Source organism: Polaromonas sp. P2_G11 (assembly GCF_056403595.1).
This window is the reverse complement of sequence record NZ_JBFUFE010000006.1, coordinates 462297-478147: the sequence shown is the minus strand read 5'-3', so window position 1 is coordinate 478147 and position 15851 is coordinate 462297. Positions and strand designations below refer to the sequence as shown.

The 15851-nt window shown below is 61.7% G+C and carries 14 protein-coding genes and 1 pseudogene; 3 read left to right on the top strand and 12 right to left on the bottom strand.

Annotated elements, in window-relative coordinates; translation table 11 throughout:
* The 3 genes and pseudogenes from AC1DWQ_RS22430 to AC1DWQ_RS22420 form a co-directional block, all read right to left on the bottom strand.
* Window positions 1–255, bottom strand: a pseudogene (locus tag AC1DWQ_RS22430) (hypothetical protein); the annotation flags it as partial.
* A gap of 573 nt (window positions 256–828) precedes the next feature.
* Window positions 829–1167, bottom strand: coding sequence for a hypothetical protein (locus AC1DWQ_RS22425; RefSeq protein WP_477671612.1), 339 nt, complete (start codon window positions 1165–1167; stop codon window positions 829–831).
* A gap of 69 nt (window positions 1168–1236) precedes the next feature.
* Window positions 1237–1695: a hypothetical protein gene (locus tag AC1DWQ_RS22420; RefSeq protein WP_477671611.1), complete on the bottom strand. Its 459-nt coding sequence runs from the start codon at window positions 1693–1695 to the stop codon at window positions 1237–1239.
* Window positions 1696–1841: 146 nt separating this feature from the next.
* Here AC1DWQ_RS22420 and AC1DWQ_RS22415 point away from each other — a divergent pair, with 146 nt between their 5' ends.
* Window positions 1842–2060 (top strand): phage integrase N-terminal SAM-like domain-containing protein, encoded by a 219-nt coding sequence (locus AC1DWQ_RS22415; protein WP_477671610.1) that lies wholly within the window; start codon window positions 1842–1844, stop codon window positions 2058–2060.
* Between the two features lie 345 nt (window positions 2061–2405).
* Here the strand turns inward: AC1DWQ_RS22415 and AC1DWQ_RS22410 are convergent, their stop codons facing one another.
* The 4 genes from AC1DWQ_RS22410 to AC1DWQ_RS22395 form a co-directional block, all read right to left on the bottom strand.
* Entirely contained in the window at window positions 2406–3980 is a 1575-nt protein-coding gene (locus AC1DWQ_RS22410) for a DHA2 family efflux MFS transporter permease subunit (protein ID WP_477671609.1), read from the bottom strand.
* A 100-nt stretch (window positions 3981–4080) separates the two neighbouring features.
* On the bottom strand, window positions 4081–5457 hold the full coding sequence (locus tag AC1DWQ_RS22405) for an EmrA/EmrK family multidrug efflux transporter periplasmic adaptor subunit (protein WP_477671608.1): 1377 nt from the start codon (window positions 5455–5457) through the stop codon (window positions 4081–4083).
* A 58-nt stretch (window positions 5458–5515) separates the two neighbouring features.
* Entirely contained in the window at window positions 5516–7048 is a 1533-nt protein-coding gene (locus AC1DWQ_RS22400) for an efflux transporter outer membrane subunit (protein WP_477671628.1), read from the bottom strand.
* A 106-nt stretch (window positions 7049–7154) separates the two neighbouring features.
* Window positions 7155–7697 (bottom strand): MarR family winged helix-turn-helix transcriptional regulator, encoded by a 543-nt coding sequence (locus tag AC1DWQ_RS22395; protein WP_477671607.1) that lies wholly within the window; start codon window positions 7695–7697, stop codon window positions 7155–7157.
* A 79-nt stretch (window positions 7698–7776) separates the two neighbouring features.
* On the opposite strand from AC1DWQ_RS22395, the gene AC1DWQ_RS22390 reads away from it, so the two are divergent.
* Both AC1DWQ_RS22390 and AC1DWQ_RS22385 read left to right on the top strand, forming a co-directional pair.
* Window positions 7777–9561, top strand: a complete 1785-nt coding sequence (locus AC1DWQ_RS22390) for an ABC transporter transmembrane domain-containing protein (protein ID WP_477671606.1) — start codon at window positions 7777–7779, stop codon at window positions 9559–9561.
* Window positions 9562–9729: 168 nt separating this feature from the next.
* Complete coding sequence (locus AC1DWQ_RS22385; protein ID WP_477671605.1) at window positions 9730–11043, top strand: Glu/Leu/Phe/Val family dehydrogenase; 1314 nt, start codon at window positions 9730–9732, stop codon at window positions 11041–11043.
* A gap of 321 nt (window positions 11044–11364) precedes the next feature.
* Here the strand turns inward: AC1DWQ_RS22385 and AC1DWQ_RS22380 are convergent, their stop codons facing one another.
* From AC1DWQ_RS22380 to AC1DWQ_RS22360, 5 genes are read right to left on the bottom strand one after another with little or no spacing between them, the layout of a single operon-like run.
* A complete protein-coding gene (locus tag AC1DWQ_RS22380; protein ID WP_477671604.1) occupies window positions 11365–11880 on the bottom strand; it encodes a DUF1178 family protein in 516 nt (171 codons plus the stop codon).
* Between the two features lie 21 nt (window positions 11881–11901).
* A complete protein-coding gene (locus tag AC1DWQ_RS22375; RefSeq protein ID WP_477671603.1) occupies window positions 11902–12516 on the bottom strand; it encodes an NUDIX domain-containing protein in 615 nt (204 codons plus the stop codon).
* Entirely contained in the window at window positions 12513–12815 is a 303-nt protein-coding gene (locus tag AC1DWQ_RS22370) for a DUF2818 family protein (protein WP_457279055.1), read from the bottom strand. Before AC1DWQ_RS22370 ends, AC1DWQ_RS22375 begins: the two co-directional genes overlap by 4 nt.
* An 8-nt stretch (window positions 12816–12823) precedes the next feature.
* Entirely contained in the window at window positions 12824–14326 is a 1503-nt protein-coding gene (nuoN, locus tag AC1DWQ_RS22365; protein WP_477671602.1) for an NADH-quinone oxidoreductase subunit NuoN, read from the bottom strand.
* 20 nt (window positions 14327–14346) lie between these two features.
* Window positions 14347–15822, bottom strand: coding sequence for an NADH-quinone oxidoreductase subunit M (locus tag AC1DWQ_RS22360; RefSeq protein ID WP_477671601.1), 1476 nt, complete (start codon window positions 15820–15822; stop codon window positions 14347–14349).
* Between the last annotated feature and the right edge of the window lie 29 nt (window positions 15823–15851).

The window sequence follows — 15851 nt, the reverse complement described above, 5'->3', positions numbered from 1 at the left end:
ATAAACCGACTGAAATAGAAAGCCGTGCTCCACCAAAAGCTGCACCTTTTTCCATTGAAGAGTGTCAACTGCGGCAGGTGCTGAGAATTTGCGACTGAGCCTCACCATTTCGCCTGTGCACTGCGGGCAAAGCCTTGGTGCCTCACTAATGGGCTTTTTAAAAGACTTCTTACAATGAAAGCAGACATGCGGGTACAGGCGCCCTTGAATGTCCTTTTCCTTTGGGAAAGCGCTGTGATGCTTGAATGCTGCCATGCCTGCCGTTTAACGTAAAAATGACCGGGCCACCAACATGAGCGGCGAAGCCGCCTCCTGCTGTTGTGGGTCCGCGTCGATTGGCATGTTAGACATCGGTCCCTAGCTTCGCACGAACCCGCTGGGGATCAAAGTCAGGGCAAGAACAAAGAACGGAGCTGTTGCGGGAAAGACGCAAAGGGCCAACATCAACCACATGAGGGGGCCGAAGAAGCCCGCGTCTCGCAGACGCGGAACCAGGACGAACTTGGCCATGACGTACGTAAGGCCCACCACGTTCACAAGAACGCCGGCTACAGCGAGCAGCACCAACACAAGCACGGAGGAACCGGCAGAGTTCATGAAAGCTAGAACTGTCAGAAAGTAAAGAACTGCTGCGAAGGCTAACCCCGCGACCAGTCGGACGAGGTAGGCCAGTCGCCCGATTTCTGCCACGTCACGTTGAGACCCTGCCTGCATGCCGATGTCTAACGTCGGAGATGACCGTGCCACGACGCCTGCGGCGAAGCCGCCTTCTGTTGTTGTGGGTCCGTGTCGATTGACAGGTTAGAGCGCTCCATCGCTGAAGACATACTACAGCGTCCTCCGCGCGCACCGCGGCGCAATTCGATCTGTCCGTCTGTCGAACACGCTCCATTCGGCTTCTGGGTCAACAAAGGAAAGCTGGTAAGCCTCCTTCCACTCAATGAATGTCATCGATTCCTTCAACGCGTCGAATACGCACTCGCAATACGATTTCACTGCCGCAGCGGGACGACGACCGTCAGCGCGCCCGGCCGCAACACATTGCGCCTCGCCCTTTGCTTGGTACTCCTCGATCTGAGTCGAAGTGACGACCGAGGGCGCCTTCTGGGCAAGAGCGGACAAGCCGCAAACTCCGCAAAGAGCAATGAGAAGGACGATGTTTCTCATGCGCTATAACGTTTGACATGAGGGGTGACCGAAAGGCGTAGCCTTCTGGGCATCCCCTCGATGGAAGGGTTAGGCGCCGGCATCGATAGGCCAAGGTAGAGAGGCAGGGCTGGACGCTCCACCACGCCGCGGATCGTTATTGATTGCCCACGTGACCTCTGAAACTGTGGGTTCATTCTTAAGTACGCGATCAACTTCGATAGCAAGCCGCTGAATGGCGGCGGTACGCGGAGGTGGACGCTTGCCGAACAGCCTGCCGACAAAGCTAGGCAGGCCAATTGGTTCGATGAAGAGCTGCCATGCTTCACCTTCAAAGTAGCGCGCAAAGCATACCCAAACCCGACTGCCTTCTACCGTACACGGAACGTACCAACCACAGTCGCGCCAGTTGTCGAATTCTTCCACGATCGGAAGGAAGGTTCGCAAGTGTTGCTCGATCTTTCGGGCGAGATAACAACCATCTGGATGGTCGTATTCTGAATCGATGGGGAAGGATGCCTGAAAGGCTGCGAGAGCTTTGACCTTCATGAGGCGCCTAACGTAATGTATGCCGCAAAACCTGCCGTATAACCTGGCGGTTGCAATCTAATTTGGACATAAAAACCCTCTGTAAGCCGCTTGCATGCTGGGCCTCGAAGAAATATACTGTAAATTCATACAGGCATAAAAATTCTGTGAAACCCCGCAATCCTCCACTGCAGTCTGCCCGCTTGCTGGATCAGGTCCGGGAGCGGGTTCGGTATTTGCACTATGGCCTTGGCACTGAGAAAACTTACCTGTATTGGGTCCGTTTTTTTGTCCGATGGCATGGCCGCAACGGCCACATGACGCATCCGCGCGACATCGGAACACAAGGTAGAGCCCATATCCGTTTGCGCCTTGCACCTCGATGATTTACGCCCATGTGCGGAAGGTTGCCGCTGGCGGCACCGCCAGCCCGCTGGACGCCCTGCTCGCCTGAAACGCTATTGATTTGATAGCTTCTCGCGCATATTCCGTTTGGGCTTCAGCCCATTTTAATACCTAAAAAGAGGCCCAAATTAGCTTTGGAGGAGGCTGCGGGCCTTTGCAAAGTGTGGCAGCGCCAAAACCCCTTGCTTTTGAGCACTTGGGGGCTGCTTTTTAGATACGAAACAGGCCTGTAGACCAATGCAGACAGGCGCAAGCAGCTACTGATTTAATAGCAAAAAAAAGCGGTGCACAAAGCGCCGCCCTCGTTCCAACCCCACGCAGAGGCCTCAGTGCGCGCCCGCAGCGGCGTCCGCACTCCCCGCTCCCGCCTTGGTATGCCGCGTCAAAAACACCAGCGGAATCAGCAGCAGGAAGATCAGCGAGGAGGCATAAAACACGTCGTTGGCGGCCAGCATGTAGGCCTGCTGGTCGACCAGGCGGTTGATGGTGCCCAGGGCCTGGTCGGGCGTGAGGCCGGCACCGGCGAGGCCCGTGAGGGCGCTGTTGGTGGCGGTGCTGCCCTGGTTCACGTATTCGCTGATCTGCGCGTGGTGCATGGCGGCGCGGTCTTGCCAGATGGTGGTGGCAATCGAGGTGCCGAAGGAGCCGGCCGTGATGCGCACGAAGTTCGACAGGCCGGAGGCCGCGGGAATCTTGTCGGGCGAAATGCCCGACAGCGTGATGGTGACCAGGGGGATGAAGAAGAAGGCCATGGCCACGCCCTGGATGATGGTCGGGATCATGATGGTGCGGAAGTCGGCCTGGGTGTTGAAGTTGGACCGCATCCACAGCACCAGCGCAAATACCATGAAGGCAAACGCGGCGAAGCGGCGCGGGTCAACTTTCGCGATGTTCTTGCCGACGACGGGCGACAGCAGCAACGCGAAGGCGCCGACAGGCGCCAGCACCATGCCGGCCTGCGTGGCGGTGTAGCCCATGTATTGCTGCAGCCACAGCGGCAGCAATACGACGTTGCCGAAGAAGAGTCCGTAGCCCACCGACAGCGCCAGCGCGCCGGCCCAGAAGTTGCGCTTCTTGAACAGCGTGAGGTCGACCACCGGATGCTCTTCCGTCAGTTCCCAGATCACGAAGGCGATCAGGCCCACCAGCGCGATGATGCCGAGCGCAATCACTTCACCGGAATGGAACCAGTCGAGCTCCTGGCCCTTGTCGAGCATGATCTGCAGCGCGCCGACCCAGATGACCAGCAGCGCCAGACCCACTGAATCGATGGGGAGCTTTCGCGTGACGCTTTCACGCTTCCGGAAGATGCTCCAGGTGATGAAGGCAGCGCCAAAGCCGACGGGAATATTGATATAAAAAATCCAGGGCCATGAAATGTTGTCGGTGATCCAGCCGCCCAGGAGCGGCCCCATCACCGGCGCGATCAGCGTGGTCATGGACCAGAGCGCCATGGCCAGCCCCGCCAGTGCTTTCGGGTAGCTCGACAGCAGCAGCGCCTGCGACAGCGGGATCATGGGCCCGGCCACCAGGCCCTGCAGCACGCGCAGAAAAATCAGCGTGGTCATGTTGGGCGCGAGGCCGCACAGCCACGACGTGAGCACGAACAGCATGACGCTGGCCGTGAACAGACGCACCTGGCCGAAGCGCTGCGATAGCCAACCGGTGAGCGGCACGGCAATCGCATTGGCCACGCCGAAACTGGTGATGACCCAGGTGCCCTGGTTGGGGCTCACGCCCAGGTCGCCGGCAATCGCGGGCAACGACACGTTGGCGATGGACGTGTCGAGCACATTCATGAATGTCGCGGCCGACAGGGCCAGCGTGCCCCACAGGCGGGCGGAGCCTGTCAGCGGCGGCGGCTGGACATAGGCGGGGGCGGGAGCAGGTGCGGAAGCCATGAAAGCCTTGCGAATAAGGGGCTGGTGGAAACCGCTACGGGAAATCGCTGCGGTTGCGCGAGCTGGAAGTGCGGGTTGCGGGTTGTGTGAGGCTTGTGGCTTAGGGCGCCACGCGGTTGCCAGCCAGCGACAGCGTGTGGCTGAACGCGAGGCGCTGCGCATCGGCGCCGGCCTGGGCGGGCGAAACAGCGCCGCCCTGCGGCAAGGCCGGCCTGACTGCGACGGCGGGCTTGGCCAGCTTCACGGATTTGCCGGTGTTGGCGGCAATGACGCGCTGCACATCCTTGTCGGCCGCGTCGTCAGGCGTGCCGTAAGTCTGGCTGTGTGCCAGGGCAGCGTCGCGCGGCGCATCGGCCAGGGTCTTGCCTTCCTTGCTGCTCACGTCCACTTCGGCGTCCATCGACAAGCCCACGCGCAGCGGGTTGTCGGCAAGCTGTTTGGCGTCCAGCGCGATGCGCACCGGAACGCGCTGCACCACCTTGATCCAGTTACCGGTGGCGTTTTGTGCGGGCAGCAGCGAGAAAGCCGCACCGGTGCCGACGCCCAGGCCGGCCACCTTGCCCTTGTATTCCACCTTCTTGCCGTACAGGTCAGCTACCAGCGTCACGGGCTGGCCGATGCGGATGTTGCGCAGCTGGACTTCCTTGAAGTTGGCGTCGACCCAGACCTGGTTGAGCGGGATGATGGACATCATCGGCGCGCCGGCGGCCACACGCTGGCCGAGTTGCACCGTGCGCTTGGCCACATAGCCATCCACGGGCGCCAGCAGCGCGGCGCGCTGCGTGGCCAGGTAGGCCTCACGCACCCGGGCGGCGGCAACCTGCACGCTGGGGTGCTGTTCGACGCTGGTGCCTTCGGTCAGTGCCTGGTTGCTGGTGAGTTGCTCACGTGCAGCGACCACACCGGCCTGCGCCGCAGCCAGCGCGCTTTTGGCGGTGGCCAGCTGCGTCTGCGCGTGGTTGAGTTCTTCTTTGGACACCGCGCCGTTGCCGGTGAGCGACTGGCGGCGATTCAGGTCGTCGCTGGCGCGGGCGATGTCGCTTTGCGCCTTGACCACATCGGCATCGCGCAGGGCAATCTGCGCTGCCAGCGTGCCGTTGTTGGCGTAGAGCGTGCGCACCTGGCGCACGGCCTGGGCCAGTGCGGCCTCGGCCTGTTCCAGCGCAACCTTCGCATCGGCCGGGTCAAGCTGCACCAGCGTCTGGCCGGCTTTCACGAAATCGGTGTCGTCGGCCATGATGGCCATGACGGTGCCGCCGATCTGCGGCGTGATCTGGATCACGTTGCCCTGCACGTAGGCGTTGTCGGTGGACTCGTAATGGCTGGCCACCAGGTATTCATAGGCAGACCAACCCAGCCCTGCAACGACCACCACGGCCGCGAGCGCCGTCAACGCCTTTTTGCGTTTGGGGTTTCCTGCGGGCGGTTGTGCTGGTGCGTCGGAAGCTGGGGAGTTGGTAGATGTTGTGTCGCTCATGATGGTGTCAGGTGTTGGTTGATTCGGAACGATGCGTTACTTGCGTTTGGGCCGGCGCTTAATGCGCTGCGGGCAATTTTTCAGAATTAAAACCGGCTGTAGCCCAATCAGGACGAGCGCCAGCAGCTATTGTTTTTGTAGCATCCTGCGCTTGCGGCGCCTGCGCCGAGGGATTGCCGTAGCCGCCGCCCAGGGCGCGTATCAACGCGACCTGTGTGTCGAGCGCGCGGGCCGAGAGGTCTACCGCCAGACGGCGCTGTGCCAGCACGCTGGTTTCGGCGGTCAGCACATTGAGGTAGGTGCCCAGGCCGGCCTTGTAGCGCTGCACGGCGATGTCATAGGCGCCTTCCGCGGCTTCCTGCGCGGCGCGCTGCTCGGTTTGCTGGCGCGTGATGGCTTGCGATGACGCGACCTGGTCGGCCACATCGCGCACCGCGTCGATCACGGCGGCGTTGTAGCTTTCGACAGCGGCGTCCAGGTCGGCCGTCTTGCCGCGCAGGTTGGCACGCAGGCGGCCGGCGTCAAAAATCGGCAGGCGCAAGGCCGGCCCGACACCCCACTGCTGGCTGCCCGAGTCAAGCAGGCGACCGAGGCCGATGCTGGAAAAACCGGCGAAGGCGACCAGGTTGACGTTGGGGTAGAACTGGGTTTTGGCGTTGACCACGTCTTTGGACGAAGCCTCTACGCGCCACCGCGCAGCGGCGATGTCGGCGCGCCGGCCCAGCAGGTCGGCGGGAATGGCCGTGGCGGTTGCTACGTTTTTGATAGCTGCTTGCGCCGGAAGGGAAAGGGCTGCAGTGCCATTTTGCTTGCCAATGAGGGCGTCGAGCGCGTTGCGCGTGAGGGCCATCTGCTCTTGCAGGGTTTCGAGCTGCAGGCGCGCTTCGGGAAGGCCGCCTTCGCTCTGGCGCAGCTCCAGGCGGGTGTCCAGGCCGGCGTCGACGCGGTCGCGCACCAGCTTGAGGGTTTCTTCACGCTGGGCGAGCGTGCGGCGGGCCACCGTCACCTGCTCGTTCAGGCGAACCAGCTGAAAGTAAGTGCGGGTCACATTGCTGGCCAGCAGCAAGCGTGCGGCCTGCGCGTCTGCTTCAGCGGCACTGGCGGTGCCCAGCGCGGCATCCAGCGCGGCGCGGTTTTTGCCGAAAAAATCAAGCTCCCAGCTCACCGCGAGCTGCGCTGTACCGCTGTTGCGGATGGAGCCTGCCAGTGGTGCGGGCACTGCGCCATTGGCGGTGTATTGCTGGCGCGTCAGGTCCAGCTGCCCGGTGACCTGCGGCAGCGTGGCGGCATCGGCAACCTCGGTGACGGCCAGTGCGCGCGCCAGGCGGGCCTGCGCAAGCTTCAAGGTCGGGCTGGTTTGCAGGGCTTGGTCGACCAGGCCGTTGAGCTGCACATCGCCAAACTCGCGCCACCATTCGGCGGCCAGCGGCGCCTGGGCCGGCGTTTGGCTGGCGGTGTCGGCAGCCAGGCCCAGCGAAGGCGCGTCACGCAGGCTGGAATGCGGCGCGATGCCCGACATGTCGGCACAGCCCGTGAGGCCGGTCGCCATCAGGCCCACGGCCACCACGCTGGCGGCGGCCACCAGGGCCATACGGAAAGAGGCGCGCCAGAGCGGCAGGCGCGGCTCAGCGTGTTCGGCCTGGTTCACCGAAACGCAAGCCGAGACAGAAGCGGACGCGCTGCAAAGGGTGTTGCTGTTATTTGTCATCTTTTTCATTCGCTGCTTGAAGGGCTTGAAGGGTCTGCGCTGTTTCAAGGATGCGGCGCAGGTAGCCTTTGAGGTTTTGCCACTCATCGACCGTGAAGCCGGCCAGGTGGGCGTTTTGCACACGGCTGAGCACCGCAGGGATTTCTTTCGCGGCTTCGCGGCCTTCGGGTGTCAGTTCGATATTGACCACGCGCCTGTCTTCGCTGGAGCGGATGCGGCGGCAAAAGCCCTTGGCTTCGAGCCGGTCGAGCAGGCGGGTCATGGAGCCGGCATCGAGCTGGCACACACGGGCGAGTTCAGCCACCGTGGAGGCCTTGCCGAGGTAGATCTTGAGCATGGGCACCCACTGCGCGTTGGTGAGGCCCTGGGGCTCCAGTTCGCGCGTGACCTGCTGGGAGACGCTGTTGAGGATCTGGCGCATCAGCGCACCGGTGCTTTGCCCGGCGTCGTAATCGGTCGCGCAATAAAACTCGGCCGGCAACCCACAAAGGGGAACTGGGACAGCTGGCGGACGGCTGGATTCGGATTTCATGGACACGAATAATACATGCCTAGACAAACATTGTCAAGGCTGTGTTTGTACAGACATCTTTTATGGCTAAACTCCCCGCATGGCTACTTCTTCCCTTTCCAATGCGCCCAAGGGCGCGCCCCGCTCCCTTTCCGGCCTCGTTCCCTTCCTGCGTCCCTACCGGGGGCGGATTGTTCTGGCGATGTTTTTCCTGGTGATGGCGGCCGTTGCCACGCTGGTGTTTCCGCTGGCCCTGCGCAGCCTGATTGACGGCGGGCTCAGCGCGGCGGACAAGGGCCAGCAGCTGATGGCGCTGCGCACCCATTTCTTTGAGCTGTTTGGGGTGGCAGCGGCGCTGGGCCTTTTTTCGGCAGGCCGCTTTTACATGGTGAGCTGGCTGGGCGAGCGCGTGACGGCAGACCTGCGCAATGCGGTCTACGCGCATGTCGTGCGGCAAAGCCCCGAGTTTTTTGAAACCACACAGACAGGCGAAGTGCTCTCGCGCCTGACCGGCGACACAACGCTGGTGCAGACGGTGGTGGGCTCTTCGCTCAGCATGGGCCTGCGCAATGCCGTGATGGGCGTGGGCGCGCTGGGGATGCTGGTCTATACCAACCCGTACCTCATGGTGCAGGTACTGGTGGTGCTGGTGTTGATCGTCGCGCCCTCGGTCTGGTTTGGCCGGCGTGTACGCAAGCTGTCGCGCGCCAGCCAGGACCGCGTGGCCGACTCCAGCGCGATCGCGGCCGAAGTGCTTAACGCCATTCCGGTGGTGCAAAGCTACACCGCTGAAGGCCGCGAGGCCGCGCGCTTTGATGCGTCAACCACCAATGCCTTCAACACTGCGATTCGCCGCACCAGGGCGCGCTCGGTGCTGGTGGCTTTCATCATCATCGCCACGTCGGCGGCGCTGCTGTGGGGCCTGTACCAGGGCACGCAGGCGGTAATGCGGGGCGACATCACGGCGGGCCACCTGGGGCAGACGGTTGTTTACGTGATCATCCTGGCCAGCGCGGCGGCCGTGCTGGGCGAGGTCTATGGCGACCTGCTGCGGGCGGCCGGCGCCACCGAGCGGCTGATGGAGCTGCTGACGTCGCGTTCACCCGTCATTTCACCGGCAAATCCGGTTCCCGGGCAGGTCACACGGGCGGGAAGCGCTATCAAATTTGAAGCAGTGACGTTTCACTACCCGTCGCGGCCCGCGCAAGCTGCCCTGACAAACTTTTCCCTGAGCGTGTCGCCCGGTGAAACGGTGGCCATCGTGGGACCCAGCGGCGCAGGCAAGAGCACGGTGTTCCAGCTGCTGCTGCGGTTTTATGACCCGGCCTCGGGCCGCATCGAACTGGATGGCGTGCGCACAGCCGACATGGCGCTGCACGATTTGCGGCAGCGCGTCGGCATCGTGCCGCAGGACGCCGTCATCTTCTCGACCAGCGCGCTGGAGAACATCCGCTACGGCAAACCTGAAGCCACTGATGAAGAGACCCGTGCAGCGGCCAGGGCGGCCTTCGCGCATGAGTTCATTACCGCCCTGCCCGAAGGCTACGACACCTTTCTCGGGGAGCGCGGTGTGCGGCTTTCCGGTGGCCAGCGCCAGCGTATTGCGATCGCGAGGGCGATGCTGAAAAACGCTCCGCTGCTGCTGCTGGATGAAGCCACCAGCGCGCTGGATGCCGAAAGCGAACGCATGGTGCAGGCGGCCCTGGAGTCGGCCATGAAGGACCGCACGACGCTGGTGATTGCGCACCGGCTGGCCACTGTGCAGCAGGCTGACCGCATCCTGGTGCTGGACCATGGGCGGCTGGTGGAGCAAGGCACGCATGCCGAGCTGGTAAACCGCGGGGGCGTTTATGCGCGGCTGGCGGCGCTGCAGTTCACGGTGTGACGACGCGGGTTGCGCAGCTTCAGCAGCCATCAAAAATCAGCGATATGCATTATTTGCATAGATATTGGTGAACAATGCCTTGGACTATTTAGGCCGAGGCTTTTAAGCTCCGTCCATTGATTCTTCCCGCAGACTTTCCCGCAAGAAATCCCACAAGGAGCTTTTTCAATGTCACACGCAGCCTCTTCTGTTCCCACCCCCGCCGGGTCTCACCCGCTTCCGTCTTACCTGCAGGCGGACAACCTGGGCCCCTGGGGCAACTACCTGCAGCAGGTAGACCGCGTCATTCCGCACCTGGGCAGCCTGGCGCGCTGGGCTGAAACCCTCAAGCGGCCCAAGCGTGTGCTGATCGTGGACGTGCCGATTCACATGGACGACGGCACCGTGGCGCACTTTGAAGGCTACCGTGTGCAGCACAACGTTTCGCGCGGTCCCGGCAAGGGCGGTGTGCGTTTCCACCAGGACGTCACGCTGTCTGAAGTGATGGCGCTGTCGGCCTGGATGTCGGTCAAGAACGCGGCGGTGAACGTGCCGTACGGCGGTGCCAAAGGCGGTATCCGCGTCGACCCGAAAAAGCTTTCGCGTGGCGAGCTTGAGCGCATGACGCGCCGTTACACCAGCGAAATCGGCATCATCATCGGCCCCAACAAGGACATCCCCGCGCCGGACGTCAACACCAACGACCAGATCATGGCGTGGATGATGGACACCTACTCGATGAACACCGGCTCCACCTCAACCGGCGTCGTCACGGGCAAGCCGGTCGACCTGGGCGGCTCGCTGGGCCGGCGTGAAGCCACGGGGCGCGGCGTGTTCACCGTGGGCACCGAAGCGGCCAAGCACATTGGCCTTGATATCAGTACCGCACGGGTCGCCGTGCAAGGCTTTGGCAATGTGGGCGGTGTGGCGGGCAAGCTGTTTGCCGAAACCGGCGCACGTGTGGTCGCGGTGCAAGACCATGGCGGCACGATTTACCGTGAAGCCGGCCTCGATGTGCCGGCGCTGCTGCGTCATGTGGAAGCCAATGGCAGTGTGGCCGGATTCACCGAAGCCGAAGTCATTGCCAATGACGCGTTCTGGGACGTGGAGTGCGACATCCTGATTCCGGCCGCACTTGAGCAGCAAATCACTGCCGCCAATGCCGGCCGCATCAAGGCGCGCATGATCATTGAAGGCGCGAACGGCCCGACGACACCTGCCGCCGACGACATCCTGCATGACCGCAACGTGCTGGTGCTGCCGGACGTGATCGCCAATGCCGGCGGCGTGACCGTCAGCTACTTTGAATGGGTGCAGGATTTTTCCAGCTTCTTCTGGGACGAAGAAGAAATCAACAAGCGCCTGGTGAAAATCATGAAAGACGCCTTTGCCGGTGTTTGGGCCGTGGCGCAAGACCAGAAGGTCAGCCTGCGTACCGCCACCTTCATCGTGGCCTGCAAGCGAATCCTGCACACGCGCGAGTTGCGCGGCCTGTACCCCTGAGTTACTGGGTCAGCGCCGGGACCTGCGCGTCAACGACCTGGACAACCTTTCAAGCAGGGGCCGCAGAACCGGCTTTGCCGGGCTGCAGGCGCAGCACCCCCTCGGGGGGCAGCGCATTACACGAAGTGAAAAGCGTGGGGGCTCTATTTCTCCGCGGGACTGGCTTCGCCAGACCGCAGGCGCAGCGGCCCCCTAGGGGCTGGAGCCTGCGGCTCCGAACCTGCTTGAGCAGGTTTGGACAGGCGACAGAGGCGAAGCGTCTCGCGAGCCGCGGCCTGCAAGGCCTCGGGAGTTACGCGAAGCGAACGACCGTGGGGGTCATTACTGCAACGTTTCCTTGATCCCAGGCAGCAAAGGCAAGGGCATGACGTCGATGCCCTCCTCTATCAGTTCCACGGTTTCGCGCGCACTGGCCTGGCCGCGAATGCTGCGCGCCTCCAGTTCGCCATAGTGCATGCGGCGGGCCTGATCCGCAAACTGGCTTCCGACATCTTCGGTATGCGCCATCACATGACGCAAGGCCTTCAGGAACGCGGCCTGCTCTGCCTGACTCTTTGCGGCCGGTATACCCGCCATGGCGTTGGCCTCGCCTTCGACGACCCGCGCCGGGTTCGGAATGGCAACTTGTGAAGACGCAGCAGCCCGGCTGCCTGCGCTCACGATGTCATGGCCACCCAGGTTGAGACGTGGTGCACTGGGAAGTTTCTGGATGCTTTTGTCGGCACACATCGGGCATTCGATCAGGCCGCGCGACAGCTGGGCCTGGAAGTCGTCCTCGGACGCAAACCAGCCTTCAAATGAATGCTGGTGCGCACATTGGAGATTCAGGACTTTCATGGCCGGATTATCGCCGGGGGATCAGGGTGTTGCAGTTTGCCAGTCCAAAGCCCACGCCCCGGAGAGCACGTTTTGCAACCACAGTGCGCCTGTCAATGTTTTTGCATCCGTGACCTCGCCGCTGGCGCACCAGGCAAGAAGCTCAGCGGGTGTTGCCGTAAAGACGTCCAGAAACTCCCCGGCATCCAGCTTGCGATGGCCGAGTGTCAGCCCGCGCGCAAACCAGATGTCAATAAATTCGGTAGAGTACGAGATCACCGGATGCAACACGCCCGCCCTCGCCCATTCACGTGCGGTGTAACCGGTTTCCTCCAGCAGTTCACGCTGTGCGCAGGTCAGCGAACCTTCGCCCGGATCGAGCTTGCCCGCGGGAAACTCCACCATCACGGCACGCATGGGGTAGCGGTACTGGCGCTCCAGCACCAGACGCCCGTCGTCCAGTTGCGCCACGATCATCACGGCACCGGAGTGAATGACGTATTCGCGCGTTGCCTGGTTGCCATCGGGCAGCCTGACGGTATCGCGCAAGGCATGCAGGAAATTCCCTCTCAGGATCTCGACCGAATCGATGCAGGTCTCGACGAGGTGCGCGTCGGCAATTGCACCGGCTTGATCAGGACCGGAAGATGCGCTCATGGGCGGTGCTTGAACAGGTAGCGCCAGGTAAATCCGGGAAACGCAAAGGTGATGAAGAGCGTACCGGTGATGGCATAAAACTCCCAGCCTTGCGGTGCAATCTGACCGCTCCGCTGCTCAAGGTATAAGCCCAGACCGCCGACAACCAGGTACCAGACCACCAGCTCTGCAGCCCTGATTGCCAGGTTTTTCGGCAACTTGAGCGCGTAGACCGCGAACAGGCGATTGCTGATGAAAGGCAGGTTGGCTGCCAGCAAGGCCAGCAGCACGACCAGCCAGACTGAAGCAGTTTGGGTCATGGCAGAGGTCAGCTACCCAGTGATTTGACGATGCTGCTGATGGACTGCGCGCACAGGGTCATCAAACCGCCAGGCATGATGCCTAGGATCAGGATGAGCGCACCATTGATGGCCAGCACTGCCTTGGCATCTGCCGGCGCAGAAACCGGCTGGGCGTTATGGGCCAAGGGTGCATCAAAGTACATGACCTTGACCACACGCAAGTAATAGAAGGAGCCCACCAGCGACATGATCACCGCAAAAACGGCCAGCACAATGTAGCTGGTTTGTTGCGAGGAAATCAGCGCCTGCAGGACGGACAGCTTGGCATAAAACCCCACCAGCGGCGGCAGGCCGGCCAGCGAGAACATGCTGATGGCCATCACGCCGGCGTACAACGGGCTGCGCTGGTTCAGGCCGGCCAGATCGACGATCTCTTCAGACTCATGCCCTGCCCGTGCCAACAGCATGATGATGCCGAAAGCACCCAGAGTGGTGAGCACATAAGTCAGTGCATAGAACATCGCTGCGCTGTAGGCGGATTCAGTGTTGAGCTGGTTGCCGTTGACCACGCCGGCCAGCAGGCCGAGCAGCAAGAAGCCCATCTGGGAGATGGTGGAGAACGCCAGCATGCGTTTGAGGTTGGACTGCGCAATTGCGGCCAGATTGCCCACCAGCAGCGAGCCGATGGCCATCAATCCCAGCATCTGCTGCCAGTCAATTGCCAGCGGCAACAGGCCTTCGACCAGCAGGCGGATACAGATCGCAAAGGCCGCGAGCTGCGGCGCTCCACCGATCAGGAGGGTCACGGCTGTAGGCGCACCCTGGTAGACGTCAGGCAGCCACATATGGAAAGGCACAGCGCCCAGTTTGAAGGCCAGGCCAGCCACGATGAAGACCAAGCCGAAAATCAATACCTGGTGCTTGACCTGGCGGCTGGCAATCGCGTTGAACACTTCGTTGAGGTCCAGGGAGCCGGTCGCGCCGTACAGCATCGAAAGACCATACAGCAGGAAACCCGAAGCCAGCGCGCCCAGCACGAAGTACTTCATGGCGGCTTCGGTGGCAGTGGCGTTGTCGCGGCGCAGGGCCACCAGCGCATAGCTGGACAGGGTCAGCAATTCCAGGCCCATGTAGATCACCAGGAAGTTGTGGCCCGAGATCATGACGAACATGCCCAGCAGCGCGAACAAGCTCAGAGTGAAGAACTCACCGCCGCGCAGCATGTCGCGATCTGCCGCGTAAGGGCGGCCATAGACCAGCGTAATCATCACGGTGATACAGGCAAAGCATTTGAGCCAGCCGCCCATGGGGTCGCTGACAACCATGTTGCCGAAACCATAGAAGGTCTGGCCTCCAGATGCGTAGGCAGCCTCCATGGCCGCCACGACGGCCAGGGTCAACAGCGTGAGCAAGTAGGTCAGCGTACGCTGCGGCGTCTTGACGCCCAGGTCCACCAGCGCAATCACGCAGGCCATGGTCAGGAGGACGATTTCCGGATAAACCGTGATCCAGGAGAGTTTGTCAATCATCTGAATTCTTTGTAGTTGCTTCAGTTCAGTTTGGAGGCCGCGACGTGCTTGAGCAGGTCCGCCACTGAAGTATTCATCACATCGGTAAACGGCTTGGGATAGATGCCCATGTACAGCACAGCGATGGCCAGCAGCGCCAGCATCAGGAATTCGCGGCTGTTGATGTCGACGAGTGCCTTGACGTCGTCATTGGCCACGGGGCCCAGGTAAACGCGCTTGTACATCCACAGGGTGTAGGCTGCGCCAAATATGAGTGCCGTCGCTGCCGCGCCGCCTATCCAGAAGTTGTATTTGACCGCACCCAGAATAACCATCCACTCGCCGACGAAACCGGCTGTGGCCGGAAGGCCGCAGTTGGCCATGGCAAAAAGTAGTGCAAAAGCCGCAAATTTGGGCATGGTGTTCACCACGCCGCCGTAGCTGGCGATCTCGCGCGAATGGACGCGGTCGTACAGTACACCAATGCACAGGAACATCGCGCCCGACACAAAGCCGTGGGCGATCATCTGCACGATGCCGCCGGAAACGCCCAGGTCGTTGAAGATGAAAAAACCCAGGGTGACAAAGCCCATGTGGGCCACTGACGAATAAGCCACCAGCTTCTTCATGTCCTGCTGCACCAGCGCCACCAGGCCGACGTAGATCACGGCAATCAGCGACAGTGCAATCATGAGCCAGGCCCATTCATGCGCGGCATCCGGAGCGATAGGCATCGAGAACCGCAGAAAACCGTATGCGCCCAGCTTCAGCATGATGGCGGCCAGCACAGCCGAACCACCGGTGGGAGCTTCAACGTGCACGTCAGGCAGCCAGGTGTGGACCGGCCACATGGGCACCTTGACGGCAAACGCCGCGAAGAAGGCAAAGAACAGCAATGTCTGCACCGTGCTGCCCAGCGGCAGCTTGTGCCAGGTCAGGATGTCGAAGCTGCCGCCCGACTTGTTGTACAGGAAGATCAGCGCCACCAACATCAGCAGGGAGCCGAGCAAGGTGTACAGGAAGAACTTGAAGGCCGCGTAGATCTTGTTGGGGCCGCCCCAGATGCCGATGATCAGGTACATCGGGATCAGCGTGGCCTCGAAGAACACGTAAAACAGAATGCCGTCAAGTGCCGAAAACACGCCGATCATGAGCCCGCTCAGGATCAGGAAAGAAGCCATGTACTGGTTCACGCGTGTGGTGATGGCTTCCCAGCTGGCGATGATGACCACCACATTGATAAAGGCCGTCAAGAGCACAAACCACAGCGATATGCCGTCAACACCTACGTGGTAGTTGACATTAAACCGCTGGATCCAGCTGCCCTTTTCGACAAACTGCATCGCCGACGAGTCCAGCTGAAAACCGCTGTACAAGGGCAGCGTCACCAGGAAACTGACGACCGCGCCTATCAGTGCGACCCAGCGGACGCTGCGCGCCTGCTCGTCACGGCCCAGCGCCAGCAGAACCACACCGAAAACAATCGGCGTCCAGATCGCAAGACTCAACAAACCCATTCTTGTTCTTCCTTGATTTTGTTGAACTG